The organism is Vibrio sp. Vb2131, from assembly GCF_033338535.1.
GTDB classification, from domain to species: domain Bacteria; phylum Pseudomonadota; class Gammaproteobacteria; order Enterobacterales; family Vibrionaceae; genus Vibrio; species Vibrio alginolyticus.
Map to the genome: position 1 here is coordinate 266,454 of NZ_JAWOSW010000003.1, position 18,574 is coordinate 285,027.

The window sequence follows — 18,574 nt, forward strand, 5'->3', positions numbered from 1 at the left end:
TGATTGTGACATTTTCGAAGATGATTCTTTGTGGCGGGTCTTATATTTGCCATTTCGTTTTCATGCAAAATGGATTGTTATTGAGTAAGGCTCTTTCTTAGCGATATATTTCTCCTTTCTCATTCACATATCAAAGGCAGCTGAATATGGGATTGCTCGACTCGTCTTTTCTAACCTTCTTTATCGCCGGAGGAGGTACGTTTTTATGGTTCGTTATTATCGGAGCAATTTTTATATTTTTTATACCACTAAAGGTGAAGCGGTTTGCTTTTTATCCGAAACATTATTCAGAAGTAGAGTTAGCTTTAGTCTCGGGTTTTCACTTTGGTGCTTTAGTACATGGTGTAGGCTTAGTTGCGGCGGTCGCTTTACCAACTTTAGCGAGGAGAAGGGGCTTTGCTGATATTCATCAAGTTTGCTCCGGTCTATTCATCGGAATTTGCCGTATTTATATAAGCGTTTTATTGCTTCTAGCTATGATCACTTTAGGCTCAATGGTGGTTTGGATGTCTATTACTTGAGAGCTGGAATAGAAGGTCGGTGAAGTTTGCAGTTATTAGAAGTTTCTTTTATTACATTTTTTGTTGCAGGTGCTTTGTTAGTTTTTTGGTACCTGATAGTAGGTATTTTGCTTATTGTTATCACGCCGCAAAAAGTAAAGCACTATGCGTATACTAGTGAGCACTATACAGATATTGAGCTTGCTTTAGTTTCTGGATTTCACTTTGGGGCCTTAATACATGGATTAGCTCTTGTTGCCGCAGTTGCATTTCCTAAGTTGGCCAAAAAAAGAAAGCTAACAGATATTCGTAGAGTTTGCCCAAAGTGGTTCATAAGTATTGGGCTAGTGTACTGGACTATTTTAATCTTTATCGTAGTCACTATTTTTGCATCTTTGTTAGCTATGATTTTGTTTTGAATTAATTACGTACGTAAAAGAAGACCGAGCTTATGGCTCGGTCTTCTTTTATGCATGTTTTGCAAACGCATTGGTAAAAGACACGCTGCGTATTTTGTATTGCTGTTGATAAGCAAGAATAAAATCTCGGATAGCGTCATTTACGGGGAAAACACAGTGGACGTCTAGGCCTTCTAAAAACTGATTGTCAGCCATATCCCAGAAGCTTTGAAGCGAATTACAAATGATTGTTCTCATAACAGTGCTCGTCTCGGCTTATTTAAAGTCAGATTAACAACTGTCCTTGGTGTGCAATACGGAGCTAACTAGTTTTTCAATTGCCCAGTATTTTAGGGTGAAGGCTACATTACATCACCTAGATCCATTTCGTATTGGTTAAAAACCAATCACTAGCGAGCAGAGTATAGCCAACCAAATGTATATTTAAAAGATAAAATTGGAACAAAAATCAAGCAATGGTTTGCGCATTTCTAAGTTGGGTTTACATGATGACCCGCTAGTCCGGAGTAGGGTTTATGTGTGGCCTTATTCCTCAACAAACTCGTTCCTAAACAAGCTCGATGTGCAGGGTTGAGCGTGAATGAACTGAATCCCGCACCTTGAGGTTTTGGTATAGCGGAACGTTAAGTTTCGCTCCCTGATTTAAGGTTAAGCTATAAATCTAACGCTAAGATTTTTGACTTACGCTGGAAGTTATATAACCCTTGTTTGGCTCCAGGCAAATAGTCGACACTGACTTCGTAAAAACCTTGCTCTCTAAACCAATGCAAACTGTGTGTCGTGAGGACAAAAATCTGATCAATGGTTTCGGATTTAGAACGATGTTTCATGTAGTTGAGCAGTAACAAACCTCGGTTTCCATCACGATAGTCAGGGTGAATCGCTACGCAAGCCATCTCAGCTTTACGCTCTTCTGGGTATGGATAAAGGGCAGCACAGCCAATAATCAAGCCGTCTTTTTCGATGATGGTAAATTTTCCAATCTCTTGCTCTAGCTGTTCTCGAGAGCGCCTAACCAGTACACCTTGTTCTTCTAACGGGCGAATGAGGTCTAAGATACCGCCAATATCGTCAATATTAGCTTGCCTCACTTGTTCAGCACTCGCCATAACAACTTGGGTACCGATACCGTCGAAAGAGAACAACTCCTGAATTAAGGCGCCATCTACTTTATAACTGATCAAGTGGCTACGAGGTACTCCGGCACGGCAAGCGGCAATAGAGCCTTTAAGAAAGCGCAGTGTTCCAGTGTTGTAATCTAGGTCAGGAGACGTATTTTCAGAGAGCGTTTTGATGACATGCTCCGCCTCAATTGGTAGTAACTCGGCGACAGCATTGCCGTTGTCATCAATGACACCTTGTTCGGAGCAAAAACCAATCAGCTTATCCGCACCCAGCTTTATCGCTAGTTGGGTGGCGACTTCTTCCGATAATAAATTGAAGCACTCGCCAGTCACAGAGCTAGCAATGGGACCTAGCAGAACAATTGAACCTTGATCAAGAGTGCGGTTGATAGCATCGGTGTCAATGCGGCGAATGCGTCCACTATGGCAATAGTCCACACCATCATCAACGCCGAGTGGCTGAGCAATGATGTAGTTTCCGCTAACGACATTGAGCTGGGTGCCTGCCATCGGAGTGTTGTTGAGGCTCATTGATAGGCGCGCAGTAATCGCAAGTTGAAGTTGTCCGGCAGCTTGCATAACAAAAGATAAAGCCGATTCATCCGTAATGCGGATATTTTTGTGGTAAGGCGTAGTGAGGTCTTGTTTTTCTAGCAGCTGATTAATTTGAGGACGTGCACCATACACCACCACGACTTTGATTCCGAGGCTGTGCATGAGTGCGATATCATTAATAATATTGCCAAAATTTTTGTGTGCGACGGCTTCTCCGCCCAGCATGATCACCATGGTTTTTCCGCGGTGAGCATTGACATAAGGTGTTGATTGACGGAATCCTTTTACGAGAGCAGTACTACGAATTTTCACTACAGCCATTCCTTTGTTTAATTATGTTAAAATGATGCCTTTTTATTCACTCGGTGGCAAGGTGAAATTTTGGAATAAAGCACAAACATATTGAGGTAGGTTCTTGGTCCCGTTAAGAGGGAAGGTTACAATGGTGGCGTCTTTCCTCAATACGTGAACCTCATGTCTTCTGCTGTTAATAAGAATGCTGCGATCACTGCTTCAAATCTGTCAAAAACGTCATCTAAATCAATGCTTCGTAAGTGGCTAGAGCGTTCTCTCATGCTTATAGCGATAGTTGGAACCGTTGTCGTGTGCATGCTGTATAGTGATTTGATTACTCGAACCATTAATCCGCCCATTCCCAAATCGACAATTTATGGTCGCTGGGTTGAGCAAGATGTTGCGCCTTATGCTCGTGAAGAATTTGTGTTGAGTGAGCGCGGTGTTACCGTAAATGGTTCTACAGTGGCGACCAGTTTTGAATTCGATGGGGATTCGTTTTCGTATCGAGTGGGTTCAAATGAGCGGAACTTCAATTTTGTGGGTAAGCAGCATGCAGAAATGAAGCTGGATGCCAATGCACATTATCTACCTGTATTCCGTTTAGAGGGGCGTGCAAGGATTGCGGTAAGATAGTCGTTTTTATCTTTGTCTGTTAAGCAGAGATCTCTTGCGTCTGTGAGTCACATGGATGATCACAATTTCATCTCTCAATCAGTAAATCTTACTTTCAAACATAATCCGGACAATTCCGTAATTCTTCCGCTGCTATCATGTTGTATTAACTGAATGAATTCACAACGAGTAAACGGATTGGCTTAGCGTTGAAACATTTTGTCGTTGCTTTTCAATTGCACCGTATGCATTTGTTTGCCATCCTTTTGCTATTCTCTTTTACGGAAAAGACACGTGTTAAAAAAACTCCTTCCTATTATCTCTTTGAGCCTACTCTTTGGCTGTGCTCAACAAAATGATCGTGCTCAGCAATATCTTGATGGTGAGTTTCCTCAGATCCTCAATCAAGTGGATGTGGTTGAGTCTAACAAACCACGCGATTTTACTGAATTTAACAAGCAAGCTGAGCAAGTGGTGATAAAGTCACCATCCATGGCGAAGATGTACCAACCGCTATATCAACGATTAAGTGAGTGGGCGCAACAGAGCGGAGATACCAGTGCGTTGAGTGCGTTTGGCATTCAAGCCGCGCAATTGGGTGGTGGTGATAAAAAAGGTAATGTGTTGTTTACCGGATACTTCTCTCCCGTGATGGAACTGCGTCATACACCAAACGACATTTTTAAGTACCCAGTTTATGGCAAGCCAAACTGCTCATCAGATTGTCCGACTCGCGCGGAGATCTACAATGGAGCACTAGATGGACAAGGTTTAGTGCTAGGTTATGCGCCTAATCGTATTGACCCGTTTATGATGGAAGTGCAGGGCAGTGGCTATGTGCATTTTGAAGATGATGATACGTTGGAGTACTTCGCGTACGCAGGGAAAAATAATAAAGCTTACGTTAGTATTGGCCGCATTTTGATTGAACGTGGTGAAGTGCCGCGTGAAAAAATGTCTCTCAAAGCGATTAAAGAGTGGGTGATGGACAACGACGACGCAACAGTACGCGAGTTGTTGGAGCAAAACCCTTCTTACGTTTTCTTTGCGCCAAAAGCGGAAGCGCCAGTAACGGGATCGGCTGGTATTCCTTTGTTGCCAATGGCCGCGGTCGCGGGTGACCGTTCTATCTTACCAATGGGCACACCAATCTTGGCGGAAGTACCATTGCTGAATGCGGATGGTACGTGGAGCGGTGCGCATCAACTGCGAATGCTGATCGTTTTAGACACTGGTGGTGCGGTAAAACAGAACCATTTGGATCTGTATCATGGTATTGGTGCGAGAGCGGGAACGGAAGCAGGGCACTACAAGCATTTTGGTCGAGTGTGGAAACTTGGGCTGGAAAACTCACCAACTCAAGCGCCTTGGGCTTTACCGCCAGAAAAGCTACAATAGCGACCCAAGAAAGAGGAACCGCCTCTTATCTAGACATTTCATCAAAGAGTGCGTATAAATCGCACTCTTTGTTTTTCTATCGATCATCTGGACTTCAATATGCGTGAACTCGATACCCCAGCATCTGACAGCTACAATCAACGCTTTGGCGGCACTCGTCGTCTTTATGGCAACAGTGAAGTGGACATTCTTCGCGCTGCACACGTTTGTGTTATTGGTATTGGTGGCGTGGGTTCATGGGCGGTCGAAGCGCTGGCCCGTACCGGGATCGGTGAGCTGACTCTGATTGATATGGACGATGTTTGTGTCACGAATATTAACCGCCAAATTCATGCGATGACGGGCACCGTTGGCCAAAGCAAAATTGAAGTGATGGCCGAGCGTGTCAAATTGATCAACCCAGAGTGTAAAGTCAATCTGATTGATGATTTCATCACGCCAGACAATCAACATGAGTACTTAAGCAAAGAGTTTGATTACGTGCTAGATGCGATTGACAGCGTAAAAGCGAAGGCGTCTTTGTTGGCGTATTGCCGCAGCAACAAGATCAAAGTGATCACTACGGGGGGCGCTGGTGGTCAGGTTGACCCAACGCAGATCATGGTCGCTGACTTAACGAAAACGATCCAAGATCCTCTAGCGAAGAAAATCAAAGACACCTTGCGTCGTCATCATAACTTCCCTAAGAATCCGGCTCGTAAGTTTGGTATTGATTGCGTGTTTTCAACCGAGCAGCTGAAGTATCCTCAAGCAGACGGTTCAGTGTGTGGTGTGAAGTCGACAGCGGAAGGCCCAAAACGTATGGATTGCGCTAGCGGTTTTGGTGCGGCGACTGTCGTAACTGCAACGTTTGGCTTTGTCGCGGTATCGCGAATCGTTGAGAAGTTGATTTCAAAATATAAGAAGTAAACTAGAAGAAGAGCGCGTCATGACAGATTTTCCCGTTTCTCCATTTGGTACAGATATCACCAGCGAAGACATTGTAGCGACTATGCAGCAATTTCAAGGCTGGGAAGATCGCTACCGTCAGGTTATTCAGTGGGGTAAAAAGCTGCCACAAATGCCAGAAGAGCTGAAATCAGAACAAGTTACCGTTTCGGGTTGTGAAAGCTTGGTGTGGTTAGTGAGCCAAGAGCAAGATGGCGTTTGGCATTTTTGTGGGGACTCCGATGCGCGTATCGTCCGTGGATTGATTGCCTTGGTAATGGCAGCTTATGACGGTAAAACGGCCGATCAAATTCAAGCATTTGATATTGATGCTTATTTTGATCAACTGGGGCTTGTCTCCCATTTAAGCCCGTCACGTGGTAATGGCTTGAAAGCTATTGTAGAGCAGATTAAGCAAACCGCCGTGTAACGAGTCATTTTCCCAATTCTTAAAAAACGCCGAATAGCCTAGCTGTTTGGCGTTTTTTGTATCTGAGTTGAGATATTTTTTGCAAATGGATAAAAAATATGCAAATGGTCGACTATTTTAGCGTTAATTAACCATTCTATTGATCCTGGTTCATTATATTGCCCACTTGGTTTTTATAAACTCAATTGTATTTAAAATTTGTCTATATTAGATAATAGACATATGCCCCACTCGCTCCTATTCCCCAATGTGGAAACACACTTGGAAGCGATTGGGTTACTTAGATACAAATGCTAGGAACCTCCCTATATGCAATTCACCTTGGAACATGCGCAAGACGTGTTATCCGGAATGCCAGACCCCACTTTTATTCTGAGTGAAGATGGTATCTATATTGATGTTTTTGGAGGAACAGATAAAAAAGCCTATCACGATGGAAGTAATTTGATAGGTGAGACGCTGCACAGCGTACTTGAGAAAGATAAAGCTGACTGGTTTATCGAACAGATAAATCGTTCACTGAAACAAGACAGTATTGTGACGATCGAGTACAAGATGTGCGCCGACAGCATTCAGGGAATAGATGCTAACAGTGGGCCAAGAGGCGACCTATACTACGAAGGCAAGATCTGCCCACTCGCTATAAAATACCGAGGTCGTCGCGTTGTCCTTATTCTTACACGCAACATCTCCAATCGCCACCGAGTTGAAACCCTTCTTCGCCATCAAAGCCAAATTGATGCTCTTACCAACATCTACAACCGACGTGTCTTTTTCGAAAAGCTCACAGAAGAAGTTATTAAATCCCAAGCTCCGGATTATCACTCCGCGTTGTTATTATTTGATTTGGATTTTTTTAAAGTCATCAATGATAAACGTGGTCATGATGCGGGGGATTATGTCTTAGAGACGTTAGCTGATTTGGTTTCTCACTTACTCGTCAAAGACGAAATTTTTGCAAGAGTCGGAGGGGAGGAGTTTGCGATTATTTTGCCAGAAACTTCTCTGTCGGCGGCGAAAGAGGTAGGAGAGGAAGTACGTTCCCACATTCAAAATTGTCAGTTCGAATTTGAAAAGATTGAAATTCCGGTCACGGTGAGTGTAGGCGTGGTGGAAATAGGCAGAAATGAAACCACCAAACGTTTGTATGCGCATGCAGATAAAGCGCTTTATGCTGCGAAAAGAAATGGCAGAAATTGCGTGGCGACTCTGGATAGGCAGATGGAGTAACCTTGTTGGTTACTCCAAATCAAACCGTTGGCGTTATAGCATGTCGACGGCTTTTTCTACGGCGGCGATGAGTCTTTCCACATCGTTCGTCGTGTTATAAATACCAAAAGAGACGCGTACCGTGCCTTTCACATTTAGCGCATCCATCAATGGGTGAGCGCAGTGGTGTCCTGCTCGTATCGCAATGCCTTGTTGATCGAGCAGCGTCGCAATATCTTGGTGATGAACGCCGTCCATGACGAACGTCAGTACAGAGGCATTCGGTTGATAGCCTAGAATATGAATGTCATCCAAAGCGCTTAGTGCTTGGTAGGCCTTATCCTGAAGCGCATGGAGATGAGTCTCTACTTCGTGATGGTCAAAACCTTGGTACCACTCAATGGCTTTCGCTAGAGCAATCGCGCCCGCAACGTTTGGTGTGCCCGCTTCAAATTTTCCAGGAAGTGCAGAAAACGTCGTTTTTTCGAAAGAAACGCGTTCAACCATTTTACCGCCGCCGTGCCATGGTGGCATGGCTTCCAAAAGTTCAAGCTTGCCGTATAAAACCCCAATGCCTGCTGGTGCATAAAGTTTGTGACCTGAGAAAACGTAGAAATCGATATCTGATGTCGATAAATCAAGTTGCTCATGTACGATGCCTTGCGCGCCATCAACTACAACAACCGCGCCAACGTTGTGCGCCAGTTCAGTGATTTTTTCGATAGGTTGGTGTGTGCCTGTTACGTTGGTTATTTGTGCGCAAGCAACAATTTTACAGCGGTCAGACAGAAGCGCCTCAAATGCACTGATGTCGAACTGGCAATCTGATGTCATCGGAACTTTAATGACTTTAGCACCCGTTTGTTCTGCCACGATTTGCCAGGGCACGATGTTGGCGTGGTGCTCCATCTCGCTAATCAAGATCTCATCACCTGGTTGTAACGTGCTACGGGCGTAGGTTTGAGCAATTAAGTTCAGTGCTTCGGTTGCGCCCCGTGTCCAAATGATCTCTTTAGAGCTGTTTGCACCAATAAAGCTTGCCACTCGTTCTCGTGCCGCTTCAAATTGGCTGGTGGCATTAGCCGTTAAACTGTGGCTGCCACGGTGAACATTGGCATTTTGCGCACTGTAGTAATGACTGATGACATCAATCACACATTGCGGTTTTTGCGTTGTCGCTGCGCTATCTAGATACACTAAGGGCGTATCGTTGACGGATTGATTTAGAGCGGGAAATTGCTCACGTACAGCATTTACGTCAAACATTATTCTTCACCAAGCTTGTGGTAGTGCAGAGTAGGCAGAGGGATCATTGGTTCAGCAACTGACCATGCGTGTTTTTTACCTGAGAGTTGAATGATTACTTCCATCGCGAACTCTAAAGCTGTACCCGGACCTTGACTAGTGATCAGGTTGTGGTTGATATCAAAGGTCACGCGTTTGCTGCGCCACTTCTCTTCCGGGATATGTGACTGAAAGCTCGGGTGACAGGTCATCAGTGATTGTGGGAAAAGATCATGGTGTTGCAATACCAACGCTGGTGCTGCGCAGATAGCAGCGACCAATTTTCCCTCGTAGATGTGCTGCTTAAGGATTTCTATCATCACCGTGCTATCACGAAAAATTTCTGCACCACCAACACCACCAGAAAGCGCTATGGCGTCAAACTCATTATCAGCGATATCGACCAGTTTACAATCGGCTGTTAGTGTGACTCCGCGAGAAGCTTTCATCGTCAATGAGCCATCAAAAGCAGCACTCGCTACCGTAACGTCATAACCCGCGCGAACCATCATGTCGATAACGGTGACGGCTTCCATTTCTTCGGTGCCCGGAGCGATTGGCACTAAGATTTTCTTACTCATTGTTCTGTCCAGCTTTGTTCTATTTGTTTGATGCGTTGGTAAAGTTTTAAATTCTCAGGCGTATTGATGCGATGTTTCTCGGCAGCCTTTAACAAGTATCCGGTTATAAAATCAATTTCCGTTCGACGCTGATGGAATACGTCTTGTCTCATTGAAGAATAGTTCTCAGCTGTGGCGTTCACCACTTGCAGTACCGTATCGAAAAGAGAGCGAAACTCGATAGCAATACCTTCTTTACTCATTACTTCAACCAGTTCTTGAGTGATGCTTTCGAGTTGTATCTTAAACTCGGGCTTCGCAAGTTCACCATTCTTACACTGCTGAATCGCAGTCAGTGGGTTAATCGCGCAGTTAATTGCTAACTTAGTCCATAACGCAGATTGGATGTGTGGATTCCAAATGGCCTCTGGAAGAGCATGATGCATAACATCTTGCAGAAAAGCGCACTGCATTCCTTTGTCATTATAACCACCCACTTGCGTTGTTCCGTGACCGGTATGCAGTACGTGTTGGTTATCTGGTTTGTATGCGCCGTGCGTCGTTGTGGCGAGCACGATAGGATTGTTTGGCAGAGCCTTCTCCACGCCAGAGGCGGTACCCATACCATTGTGCATCAGCATGATAATCGTGTCTGCGTTGGTATGAGGCAGTAAAGGCTGAATGGCGTCTTCCATTTGCCAAGCTTTTACCGTGATCAAAATTAGATCTGCTTTATTTACGGAGGAAATATCTTGATTACTGAATACGATTGCGGGTGTGTCATCCAACTGAAGTGATTGTTGTCTCTCTGAACTTCTTCCCCACAATGAAACATTGTGCCCGGCAAGCTTAAATTTTGTTGCCCAGAGTGAGCCCACCGCACCTGGACCGAGGATAAGGATATTCACCAAACGCTCTCATTAAAAAGGTTTGCTGCAAGGATAATGAGGGAAAAAAGGAAAGCAAATAAAAATGGCGCCGAAAGGCGCCATTTTTGAGCAAACTTAGTGGTTCAATTAGAACTTGTAAGTTACAGCTAGGTAGTGGCTTACACCAGTCGATTCTAGCTCAACACCTGGAGCAACTTGTAGACCGTCTTTTACGCCATATACTTCTTTGTATGCTTTCAGGCCGTAACCAACCGCGAAGCGATCTGAGTGCCAGTAAATGCCGTTGAACATTGCACCACCGTTTGACGCGGTAGTACCAAATTTGTTACCAGCATCATCATCCATACCGAATTGGTAATCAATGTAACCTTGGTAAGAAATGAATGAACCATTGTCGAAGAAGTAGAATGGTTTGAACCAGTTAGTCGAGATTTGGAAACCGTTCCAACCTTTGTTGTTGCCATCGTAAGTGCTGTACAGGTTTAGGCCGATTTTACCTAACCAAGGAACCATTACATCAGAACCTAAACCGATTTTCTGGTTGTTTACACCACCGTTGTTACCGCCCCATTCCATTAGAGATGCAATGTATAGCTCTTGAACTGGACCGAAAGATAGGTCTTTACCAGTTACGGCATCTAGAGACATACGTGGTGCAAATTTCATGAACATCTTGTCAGGAGCGCCGTTCTCAATTGACTTATCTTGGTTATCTTTAGTCGCTAGGTTAAATACGTCTACGTAACCGTATAGGTCGAAAATACCAGAGCGACCGCCAAATTCCATTTCTAGGTAATCGTGAGCGTTGTCGTCAGCGCCTTTAACTCGTGGCATTTCATCAATTGAGTACATGTAGTTGAACTGCATCCACTTGTAATCGTTTTTGTGGATATCGCCGTCAGAGTAATCTGCCGCCATAACTGGAGCTGAAGTAGCCGCTAGAAGGCTAAGAGCTAAAAGTGATTTACGCATAAGGGGACTCTCTATGTTTGTAATGATTCAGAACACGCAATCTATGCTGCGCTTTCCAATTGGCGGGAATAATAGCGATAAAAATCCCAAATGAAAGTGATAAAGGGTGCAAAACTGAACGTTTTTGGTGAGTTGTGTCACGAAATTATCTTTATTTACGGAACTTTTTGTTTGTTGCATTTGATTGCAATAAATGTGTGATTTGGATCGTTTGCGTAAGCGATTTTATGACTTTTTAAGCCAGTCGATTAACCAACATAAATCGTTAGTGATCGGAGTGATAAGGGATTCGTATGTATCCGTGAATCAAAGAGGACGTTTGAATGAAAGAAGTCATGTTATTCCCACTCACTTCAGTTGTACTCCCTGAGGGTAAAATGAATCTGCGCATTTTTGAGCCACGATATAAGCGAATGGTAAAGGAATGCAGCCTACAAAATGTGGGCTTTGGAGTTTGCCTGGTAGGAAGTGAAGGTGACCCTAAAGACGTGGGTAACGTTTCATCTATCGGAACTTTGGTCAGGATCGTTGATTTTGAAACACTCAGTGATGGCCTTCTTGGTATTACAGTTGCTGGTGAGCAACGCTTTGTTGTCAAACGCGTCCGTGCAGATGCGGATGGCTTACGTCATGCAGAGGTTGAATGGTTAGACAATTGGCAACATCTAGACAACTCACCAGATTTCTTCTTTTTAAGCCAGCAGTTATCCCATGTTTATGAAGAGTTTCCTCAACTTGGAAGCCTCTACCAGCATCGTTTTTACGATGACTCTGCTTGGGTTACTCAGCGTTGGCTTGAGTTACTACCCCTAGACTGCAATCTGTTCGAACAGCTAGTCGGCGCAGAGGACTGTATTCCTGCGTTGCAATTTCTGACAGAAGCCATAGAAGCCCCGACTAACAAAGAGGCAAGGATATGAAAGGATTTAATAAAGCTGCGCTAACTATTGTTGCGACATTAGGACTGGCGGCGTGTGGCTCCGACAGTGACACTATCGAGTATTCCAATTTACAAGCAGTGCACGCTTCTTCTGATGCGCCGCTTGCAAATGTGTGGATCAACGATAAACCATCATTAACGAATGTTGATTATGGTGTGGGATCTGGCTACGTTAAATTGCGAGAGGGGATGAATTCGATTCAGGTCGATGTTCAGCTCCCAGGTAATCAAACCGCGACCGTAATACCTAAAACAGAACTAGATCTTGATTCCGACCTCAATTATAACGTGTTCGTTGTTGGCGATGCCGATGGTTCGCCAAACCCAGTTGAGCCTTTAGTTGTGACTCGCAGCTCCGATTCAATGGCTGATGCCAATAGTCTAGATGTTCAAGTTGTTCATGCAGCTTCAGGCGTTCCTGCTGTTGATCTTTATGTCACTGAGCCAGGTGCTGCTCTTGCTAGCGCGACTCCAATAACTAACCTTGCTTACAAAGCTTCTACCGACGTATTGAACATCCCAGCTGGTGAGTATCAAGTTCGACTTGCCGTAGGAGACAGCGTTGCTTTTGACTCGGGCACAGTATCTCTTGCGGCTAACTCCAACTTGACGATTGCCGCTATCGGCACAGGAGATTCGAATAGCACGTCACCTGTCAAACTCTTGGTGTTGGACGGTTCTGGCTCTTCTATAATTGAAGATATGGGCAGCCAAGCTGAAGTAAGAGTCGGACACCTTGTCGATGGAGCGCCAGTCGTCGATGTTAACGTTAACGGGGCGGCCTTCGCTCCTCTTGCCGACTTAGCGTTCAAAGAGATTCGTGGTTATTTGGATCTTGCTGCTGGCGCTTACGATATTGACGTTTACGTGGATGGCACAACAACCAATCCGATCATAGATGTTGACGGGTTAATGGTTGCAGGTGGAATGGATTACAGTGTTTATGCAGTCGGTGTTGTTAGCCCAGCGATTGATATCGAAGCTCTGGTTGTTGAAGATATGAGACGCGCTGTGGCGACTAGCGCGACATTGAATGTGACACACGCGGCGGCTAATCCTATAGCGGAAATGGTGGATATTTACCTCACTACGAGTGCAGGAATAGATGGAAGTGATCCAACTATTGCTAATTTTGCGTATAAAAATAGCGTACAAGGATTATATGTCGCTGAAGGTACCTATTATGTAACGGTAACAGTGGCTGGTAACCCAAGTATTGTTGCGGTTGACTCAGCACCAGTCAATGTAATGAACGGTGTTGTGTACCAAGTCGTTGCCATTGATGATGGGAACAACGGTGGTTTCAACTTGTTGGTCGATGACGTGACCGATTAGGACGAATGGGAGGAGGAGACTCCTCCCACAAATTAAGGCCGATTATGATGAGTGATAGCCCGAAAAAACTGGGGCGCAGTGATTGGAACGATTACATGGATAAAGTGAAGGATCGAGACAAAGATGCGTTCGCTTTTGTATTCCGTTTTTACGCACCCAAGCTGAAGCAATTCGCTTACAAACATGTTGGTAATGAGCAAGTTGCTATGGAGATGGTGCAAGAGACCATGGCGACAGTTTGGCAGAAAGCGCACCTCTATGATGGTGAAAAGAGCGCGTTATCGACTTGGATATATACCATAATCCGAAACCTTTGTTTTGATCTGCTGAGAAAACAGAAAGGTAAGGAATTACACATTCATTCTGATGACATTTGGCCGTCAGAGTATTATCCACCAGATCTTGTTGATCACTATTCACCAGAACAAGATATGTTGAAAGAACAGGTGGTTAAGTTTTTAGATATATTACCGAAAAACCAGAGAGATGTTTTACAAGCGGTATATCTTGAAGAGTTACCTCATCAACAGGTCGCGGAATTATTTGATATACCCCTCGGTACCGTAAAATCCAGGCTGAGGCTTGCAGTAGAAAAGCTAAGGCATTCAATGCATACGGAGCAACTATGAACAAACACCCAGATAACAGCTTGTTAGAAGCATACGCTTCGGGAAGCATTGATGCAGTTTCTGGTCTTGTGGTCGCAACCCATTTAGAAACATGCACCAAGTGCCGAGCTTATGTGAACCAAGTCGAAGCAAGTCAAGCGAACATCGTAAGTGACATACCTTCTGAGTATGTTTCTGAATTTGACGACATGTTCAATGACATCATCAACGCGGAGCCAGCGACTGATAACATCGTGATCCGCGACTCTGCTGCTGTTAATGTGGCAGGAAAAAGCTTCGCTCTTCCTAAAACCTTAGCGCGTTTCTCTGACCTCGTAGGGTCATGGAGAAGTTACGGAGGCAAGGTTTTCAGTGCTCAGATTGACCTAGGGGAAGACGCTCGTGTCAGCTTAATGTACATCGGGGAAGATGTGCAAATTCCTCAACATACGCACAAAGGCCTGGAGTCTACATTGATCCTGCATGGCGGATTTAGTGACGAGGATGGCCAATATGAAGAGGGCGATTTGATGATTAGAGACGCATCAGTGAAGCACAGCCCTTACACTAAGGCCGGAGAAGACTGCTTGTGTTTAACCGTATTGACTGAGCCGATGATCTTTACTCAAGGCGTGGCACGTATATTTAATATGTTTGGTAAAGGGTTATACCCATAGACCTCTTATCTTATATCTCGCAAAACAAAAACCACCGAATTCGGTGGTTTTTTATATGTTTCGTTAATGCTTGTGACGTGCTTTTTCCAATAGAGCATCAAAGTAATGTCGTAGCGAGTACAACATAATCAAGCTTGGCACGACCATGACAGCGGTAAGCACGAAGAATGTACTCCAATCATTAAGATAATCCACTAGCTCGCCACTGAAAGAAGCAAGAGTCGTCCGTCCGAAGTTTCCTAGAGAAGCAAGCAACGCATACTGAGTTGCCGAAAATGCTTGTCCGGTTAGAATCGTCAAAAATGAAACAAAAGCGACAGTTGAGAAAGCAGTCGTAAAGTTATCGACAATAATCGTGGCTAAGTACAAGTGCTCGTTTGGGCCTACCGAAGCAATCCAAGCAAACATCAAGTTACTGGCAGACATAGCAATACCACCGATCATTAATCCACGTACAATACCAAACCTAACGTTGAACATGCTTCCGACAAAAGTAAAGAAGATGGTGGCTCCCCAACCAATCAGTTTGGAGTAATAGCCAATTTGTTCATTGCTAAAACCAATATCTTTGTAGAACGCGATCGACATCCTGCCCAAAAACGCTTCGCCAATTTTAAATAGGAAAACGAACAGCAACAGAGTAATCGCGACACGGACACCATTGCGATTAAAGAAATCAAGGAAAGGTTCCACAACAGTCACGGTAAACCAAGCTACGACTTTCGAACCAACCACTTCTTTGTGGCGTTGTTCAGCGGCAGACTGAAGTTGTTCGCGTTGAGTCTTAGGTTCACCGACTAAAATCGTAAAGACCATTAGAATGCCGACTATCACCGCCATCCCGTAATACACACCATTCCAACCGACACTGTCAGCATTAACAAACGCTAAATAACCCGGTAGTGAATAACCTGTCCACCAGCCAATGACCGCCATTGCAGAAGCTTGAGGCAGTTTAGACTCTTCTGACTTTGGGAAAGTATCAATACGAAAAGCATCAATTGCGATGTCTTGTGTCGCTGAAGCCGTTGCAATACACAAGGCGAGTAGTGACGCAAACACCAAGTTTTCCGCTGGATTAACACCGGCAATAAATAGGGTAGCGACGAGTACGATACTTTGACAAAAGAAAATCCAGCTACGTCTTTGCCCCAGCAGTCTAAAGAGGACTGGCAGCTTCACGCGGTCAACCAGAGGTGCCCACAGAAAGTTGATCGCATAGACCGCAAAAACGCTACCAAAATAGCCAATTGCGGAGAGGGTCAAGCCGGCATCTTTTAGCCAACCTGACATGTTTGAACCGATAAGAACCCACGGAAAGCCGCTAGAGCAGCCCAGCATGAAAACCCACATGAGTCGTTTATCGAGGTAACTTTTTACCGTTTCCAACCAAGTGATGGAAGGTAATGAAGACATAAATCAATCCAATAAAATGAAGCCGTTGAAAGAGAAAGCCCTTCGATTATTCAAAGGGCTTATCGTTTTGGCTATTTAAGTAGTGTAGCTTTGGTGATGACGATTTGCGTCTCTGGTACATCACGCATTCGGCCTACCGTCGTGGTCGGCTGCTGAGCCATTTTCTGGATAACGTCGAACCCCTCAGTAACCTCACCAAATACAGCATAACCTGGTGGTCGAGCGCCATAGTTGAGAAAGTCATTGTCGACTAAGTTGACGAAAAACTGACGAGTTGCAGAGTTTGGTGCATTGGTTCGTGCCATGGCGATGGTAGCACGGTCATTGTTTAGACCATTATTTCCTTCGTTTTTGATTGGCGCGTATGTTTTCACCATCTGCATATCTTGGTTAAAGCCGCCACCTTGTGCCATGAAGCCTGGGATAATACGATGAAAAATAGTACCCTCGTAGCTCCCATCTTCTACATATTTTAGAAAATTAGCGACAGTGATAGGTGCTTTCTCTTCGTTTAACTCAACCGTAAATGAACCAAGTGTCGTTTCAAACGCTACTTTTGGTCCAGCCCAAACGCTGCAGCTGAGTAGTGCTAAGGACAGAATCGCTTTGCGTAACATTAGAAACGCTCCTGCATGTATTGACGAAGCTCAGGGTCATTGGCAATCTCTTTAAGCGTCAATGTCACCACATCATTCAATGTCTCTTCAATATCGGCATCAGAAGCACTCAATGTGCCAGATCGCTTTGCTGTACCTGTATAAGTTTTGACTAGCTTGCCCTCAGGTGTCTCTGCTGTGATTTCCAGCACAACTTTAGCATCCATCTCATTTTCCATCACCGAATGCTTCACGTTGACCAACGCTTCTTGAACGCTCAATTCAATCGCGTTGTTGCTGTTTAGATCCGCATGGAAACCTTGAGATGAGAATTGCTTCTCTAATGCTTCTTCTAACGCAATACGTAAATTCTGTTTAGCATGAAGAGGAAGAATGTTCGAACGGCCGTTATCCACCAACGCCACGTACTGCGCTGCACGTACATCTTTGCTGGTCAAACTGTAAGTCTTGCCTTGAACAATTGGATTGGTGCTCAATGTGCTTTCTGGCATCAGGTTCAGCTGAGGTTGTTGAGGGGCTGAACACGCAGCAAGCAACGCAACCGAAGCCGCAAGTACCAATTTTCTCATTTTATTATTCCTTTTAACTATTTTGCTAAAGCTTATTTTGCGCTTAATTTAGCAGGATTTTTTGTAGCCTGTAAAATCACAAACTTATTGTTGGAAGCGATAAGTTTCACATTTTTATCGCCAAACAGACGCTTGAGTTTTGCGTCGTACCCGAGGTGACGATTTCCGATAACCAGTAAACGGCCATTTTCACTTAATACTTGTTTAGCATCGCAGAACATTTGCCAAGCAATATGATCGGTGATTGCCTGTTGTTGATGAAACGGTGGATTACACATAACCATAGAGCTGCTGCTGTGTTTAAAACCGTCCAAGCAATTGTTCGCTATGCACTGTATGTCTCTATTTTCACCAAGGTTGTCGCGTAGGTTCTGTTTTGCTGATTCAAGCGCCATAAAACTTTCATCAACACATGTTAGCCGAGCATTTGGATTCAACTGACCAAATTTAACAGACAGAACACCATTGCCGCAGCCGAGGTCGATGACATTGTCTATCGAAGGGTCTTGAGGCAGGTGCTGCAGCATAAAGCGTGCACCTAAATCTAAACTTTCTCCTGAATAGACATTTGGCATGTTCTTGAGTTCGATATCTTCGCCATCAACGCGCCAAGTCGTGAAAGGCATTACTTCAATCGGAGGCTCAACTGTTGCTTGAGAAAACACCAATCTGTGCTTTTTCCAGGCCAAAGATGTTTTTGTTTCGCCTAAGTATTTTTCAAACAGTTTTAGCGTCGAAGTATGAATGTCTTTCGCTTTATTGACTGCAATGACGGGGCAGGAAGCCGGTAGCGCCTTTCTTAATTGGCTTAGTATCCACACTAGATGGCGGTTACTTTTGGGCAGTTGCAGCAAGACGAGATCAATATTGGCAGGAACGAGGTCCATCGTGGTGGCAAACGCTACTTTATTGCACTGGTTTTGCTCGAGATTTTGCTGTGCACCTTTATGTGAGATGAATGAATCACTCATTAGCGTTACATGGTGCTTTTCCGAAAACCAGCAGGAGAGGGCACCAAAGCTGTCATTAATCACGAGGATGTTTTGATTGTCTGGCAAAGCAAGCTCTTCAACATGATTAATAAGATACTCATCACCGGCATCCCACGCTTGTAGCGTTTCGTTACTACGTTTTGGGAAACGATGAAGTGTTAAGCTTCGCTCGTGAAGGTTCAGTTCGGTTTTCATAGCTAAATGTAAGTTGATTTAGAAATTAAGTGTTATTGTCGCAAATGA

At 44.4% G+C, this 18,574-nt stretch carries 21 protein-coding genes; 11 read left to right on the plus strand and 10 right to left on the minus strand.

Features of this window, described 5'->3' with window-relative positions; genetic code table 11:
* Positions 1 to 146 precede the first annotated feature (146 nt).
* Positions 147 to 521 carry a hypothetical protein gene (locus R7E38_RS05215; protein ID WP_170890496.1) on the plus strand — a complete coding sequence of 125 codons (375 nt, stop codon included), beginning with the start codon at positions 147 to 149 and terminating at the stop codon, positions 519 to 521.
* Positions 522 to 547: 26 nt separating this feature from the next.
* A complete protein-coding gene (locus tag R7E38_RS05220; RefSeq protein ID WP_031780957.1) occupies positions 548 to 919 on the plus strand; it encodes a hypothetical protein in 372 nt (123 codons plus the stop codon).
* A 48-nt stretch (positions 920 to 967) separates the two neighbouring features.
* On the opposite strand, the gene R7E38_RS05225 is transcribed toward R7E38_RS05220, so the two are convergent.
* Positions 968 to 1,156 (minus strand): hypothetical protein, encoded by a 189-nt coding sequence (locus R7E38_RS05225; protein WP_005380230.1) that lies wholly within the window; start codon positions 1,154 to 1,156, stop codon positions 968 to 970.
* Positions 1,157 to 1,572: 416 nt separating this feature from the next.
* A complete protein-coding gene (argA, locus tag R7E38_RS05230) occupies positions 1,573 to 2,910 on the minus strand; it encodes an amino-acid N-acetyltransferase (protein ID WP_136976875.1) in 1,338 nt (445 codons plus the stop codon).
* A 162-nt stretch (positions 2,911 to 3,072) separates the two neighbouring features.
* On the opposite strand from argA, the gene R7E38_RS05235 reads away from it, so the two are divergent.
* The 5 genes from R7E38_RS05235 (at position 3,073) to R7E38_RS05255 (ending at position 7,492) form a co-directional block, all read left to right on the plus strand.
* Positions 3,073 to 3,528, plus strand: a complete 456-nt coding sequence (locus tag R7E38_RS05235) for a DUF2850 domain-containing protein (RefSeq protein ID WP_213908243.1) — start codon at positions 3,073 to 3,075, stop codon at positions 3,526 to 3,528.
* 273 nt (positions 3,529 to 3,801) lie between these two features.
* Entirely contained in the window at positions 3,802 to 4,905 is a 1,104-nt protein-coding gene (gene mltA / locus R7E38_RS05240) for a murein transglycosylase A (RefSeq protein WP_012841480.1), read from the plus strand.
* Positions 4,906 to 5,004: 99 nt separating this feature from the next.
* Positions 5,005 to 5,814: a tRNA cyclic N6-threonylcarbamoyladenosine(37) synthase TcdA gene (gene tcdA / locus R7E38_RS05245; RefSeq protein WP_005380241.1), complete on the plus strand. Its 810-nt coding sequence runs from the start codon at positions 5,005 to 5,007 to the stop codon at positions 5,812 to 5,814.
* A 19-nt stretch (positions 5,815 to 5,833) separates the two neighbouring features.
* Positions 5,834 to 6,262 (plus strand): cysteine desulfurase sulfur acceptor subunit CsdE, encoded by a 429-nt coding sequence (csdE, locus tag R7E38_RS05250; RefSeq protein WP_213898557.1) that lies wholly within the window; start codon positions 5,834 to 5,836, stop codon positions 6,260 to 6,262.
* Positions 6,263 to 6,571: 309 nt separating this feature from the next.
* On the plus strand, positions 6,572 to 7,492 hold the full coding sequence (locus R7E38_RS05255) for a GGDEF domain-containing protein (RefSeq protein ID WP_046874992.1): 921 nt from the start codon (positions 6,572 to 6,574) through the stop codon (positions 7,490 to 7,492).
* A 33-nt stretch (positions 7,493 to 7,525) separates the two neighbouring features.
* Here R7E38_RS05255 and csdA read toward each other — a convergent pair whose 3' ends face one another.
* The 4 genes from csdA to R7E38_RS05275 form a co-directional block, all read right to left on the minus strand.
* A complete protein-coding gene (gene csdA / locus R7E38_RS05260; RefSeq protein WP_213906524.1) occupies positions 7,526 to 8,737 on the minus strand; it encodes a cysteine desulfurase CsdA in 1,212 nt (403 codons plus the stop codon).
* Entirely contained in the window at positions 8,737 to 9,336 is a 600-nt protein-coding gene (locus R7E38_RS05265; protein ID WP_170890494.1) for a DJ-1 family glyoxalase III, read from the minus strand. Before R7E38_RS05265 ends, csdA begins: the two co-directional genes overlap by 1 nt.
* Complete coding sequence (gene panE, locus R7E38_RS05270) at positions 9,333 to 10,223, minus strand: 2-dehydropantoate 2-reductase (protein WP_054865702.1); 891 nt, start codon at positions 10,221 to 10,223, stop codon at positions 9,333 to 9,335. Before panE ends, R7E38_RS05265 begins: the two co-directional genes overlap by 4 nt.
* A gap of 108 nt (positions 10,224 to 10,331) precedes the next feature.
* Positions 10,332 to 11,177 carry an outer membrane protein OmpK gene (locus R7E38_RS05275; protein ID WP_005391741.1) on the minus strand — a complete coding sequence of 282 codons (846 nt, stop codon included), beginning with the start codon at positions 11,175 to 11,177 and terminating at the stop codon, positions 10,332 to 10,334.
* Positions 11,178 to 11,500: 323 nt separating this feature from the next.
* Between R7E38_RS05275 and R7E38_RS05280 the strand changes: the two genes are divergently transcribed.
* The 4 genes from R7E38_RS05280 to R7E38_RS05295 are packed head-to-tail and all read left to right on the plus strand — an operon-like array spanning position 11,501 to position 14,737.
* Positions 11,501 to 12,097, plus strand: coding sequence for an LON peptidase substrate-binding domain-containing protein (locus R7E38_RS05280; protein WP_017636020.1), 597 nt, complete (start codon positions 11,501 to 11,503; stop codon positions 12,095 to 12,097).
* On the plus strand, positions 12,094 to 13,452 hold the full coding sequence (locus R7E38_RS05285; RefSeq protein ID WP_213905848.1) for a DUF4397 domain-containing protein: 1,359 nt from the start codon (positions 12,094 to 12,096) through the stop codon (positions 13,450 to 13,452). Before R7E38_RS05280 ends, R7E38_RS05285 begins: the two co-directional genes overlap by 4 nt.
* 44 nt (positions 13,453 to 13,496) lie before the next feature.
* Positions 13,497 to 14,081 carry an RNA polymerase sigma factor gene (locus R7E38_RS05290; protein ID WP_017636022.1) on the plus strand — a complete coding sequence of 195 codons (585 nt, stop codon included), beginning with the start codon at positions 13,497 to 13,499 and terminating at the stop codon, positions 14,079 to 14,081.
* The gene (locus R7E38_RS05295; RefSeq protein WP_005380256.1) at positions 14,078 to 14,737 is read left to right on the plus strand and encodes a ChrR family anti-sigma-E factor; all 660 of its coding nucleotides are present in this window, start codon (positions 14,078 to 14,080) and stop codon (positions 14,735 to 14,737) included. Before R7E38_RS05290 ends, R7E38_RS05295 begins: the two co-directional genes overlap by 4 nt.
* Before the next feature lie 63 nt (positions 14,738 to 14,800).
* Here the strand turns inward: R7E38_RS05295 and R7E38_RS05300 are convergent, their stop codons facing one another.
* From R7E38_RS05300 to R7E38_RS05315, 4 genes are all read right to left on the minus strand, one after another.
* Positions 14,801 to 16,153 (minus strand): AmpG family muropeptide MFS transporter, encoded by a 1,353-nt coding sequence (locus R7E38_RS05300; protein WP_005380257.1) that lies wholly within the window; start codon positions 16,151 to 16,153, stop codon positions 14,801 to 14,803.
* 71 nt (positions 16,154 to 16,224) lie between these two features.
* Complete coding sequence (locus tag R7E38_RS05305; protein ID WP_005380258.1) at positions 16,225 to 16,770, minus strand: peptidylprolyl isomerase; 546 nt, start codon at positions 16,768 to 16,770, stop codon at positions 16,225 to 16,227.
* Positions 16,770 to 17,339 (minus strand): YajG family lipoprotein, encoded by a 570-nt coding sequence (locus tag R7E38_RS05310; protein WP_005380259.1) that lies wholly within the window; start codon positions 17,337 to 17,339, stop codon positions 16,770 to 16,772. Before R7E38_RS05310 ends, R7E38_RS05305 begins: the two co-directional genes overlap by 1 nt.
* Positions 17,340 to 17,371: 32 nt before the next feature.
* Entirely contained in the window at positions 17,372 to 18,526 is a 1,155-nt protein-coding gene (locus tag R7E38_RS05315; RefSeq protein WP_005385302.1) for a methyltransferase, read from the minus strand.
* Positions 18,527 to 18,574 lie beyond the last annotated feature (48 nt).

What these genes read in the sequence shown, in the direction of transcription:
- tcdA (WP_005380241.1), top strand. Translation starts at nt 5,005, where the DNA reads ATGCGTGAACTCGATACCCCAGCATCTGACAGCTACAATCAACGCTTT.
- R7E38_RS05225 (WP_005380230.1), bottom strand. Translation starts at nt 1,156, where the DNA reads ATGAGAACAATCATTTGTAATTCGCTTCAAAGCTTCTGGGATATGGCT.
- R7E38_RS05255 (WP_046874992.1), top strand. Translation starts at nt 6,572, where the DNA reads ATGCAATTCACCTTGGAACATGCGCAAGACGTGTTATCCGGAATGCCA.
- R7E38_RS05290 (WP_017636022.1), top strand. Translation starts at nt 13,497, where the DNA reads ATGATGAGTGATAGCCCGAAAAAACTGGGGCGCAGTGATTGGAACGAT.
- R7E38_RS05295 (WP_005380256.1), top strand. Translation starts at nt 14,078, where the DNA reads ATGAACAAACACCCAGATAACAGCTTGTTAGAAGCATACGCTTCGGGA.
- R7E38_RS05310 (WP_005380259.1), bottom strand. Translation starts at nt 17,339, where the DNA reads ATGAGAAAATTGGTACTTGCGGCTTCGGTTGCGTTGCTTGCTGCGTGT.
- R7E38_RS05300 (WP_005380257.1), bottom strand. Translation starts at nt 16,153, where the DNA reads ATGTCTTCATTACCTTCCATCACTTGGTTGGAAACGGTAAAAAGTTAC.
- R7E38_RS05215 (WP_170890496.1), top strand. Translation starts at nt 147, where the DNA reads ATGGGATTGCTCGACTCGTCTTTTCTAACCTTCTTTATCGCCGGAGGA.
- csdE (WP_213898557.1), top strand. Translation starts at nt 5,834, where the DNA reads ATGACAGATTTTCCCGTTTCTCCATTTGGTACAGATATCACCAGCGAA.
- R7E38_RS05315 (WP_005385302.1), bottom strand. Translation starts at nt 18,526, where the DNA reads ATGAAAACCGAACTGAACCTTCACGAGCGAAGCTTAACACTTCATCGT.
- R7E38_RS05275 (WP_005391741.1), bottom strand. Translation starts at nt 11,177, where the DNA reads ATGCGTAAATCACTTTTAGCTCTTAGCCTTCTAGCGGCTACTTCAGCT.
- R7E38_RS05235 (WP_213908243.1), top strand. Translation starts at nt 3,073, where the DNA reads ATGTCTTCTGCTGTTAATAAGAATGCTGCGATCACTGCTTCAAATCTG.
- R7E38_RS05280 (WP_017636020.1), top strand. Translation starts at nt 11,501, where the DNA reads ATGAAAGAAGTCATGTTATTCCCACTCACTTCAGTTGTACTCCCTGAG.
- R7E38_RS05285 (WP_213905848.1), top strand. Translation starts at nt 12,094, where the DNA reads ATGAAAGGATTTAATAAAGCTGCGCTAACTATTGTTGCGACATTAGGA.
- csdA (WP_213906524.1), bottom strand. Translation starts at nt 8,737, where the DNA reads ATGTTTGACGTAAATGCTGTACGTGAGCAATTTCCCGCTCTAAATCAA.
- R7E38_RS05265 (WP_170890494.1), bottom strand. Translation starts at nt 9,336, where the DNA reads ATGAGTAAGAAAATCTTAGTGCCAATCGCTCCGGGCACCGAAGAAATG.
- R7E38_RS05305 (WP_005380258.1), bottom strand. Translation starts at nt 16,770, where the DNA reads ATGTTACGCAAAGCGATTCTGTCCTTAGCACTACTCAGCTGCAGCGTT.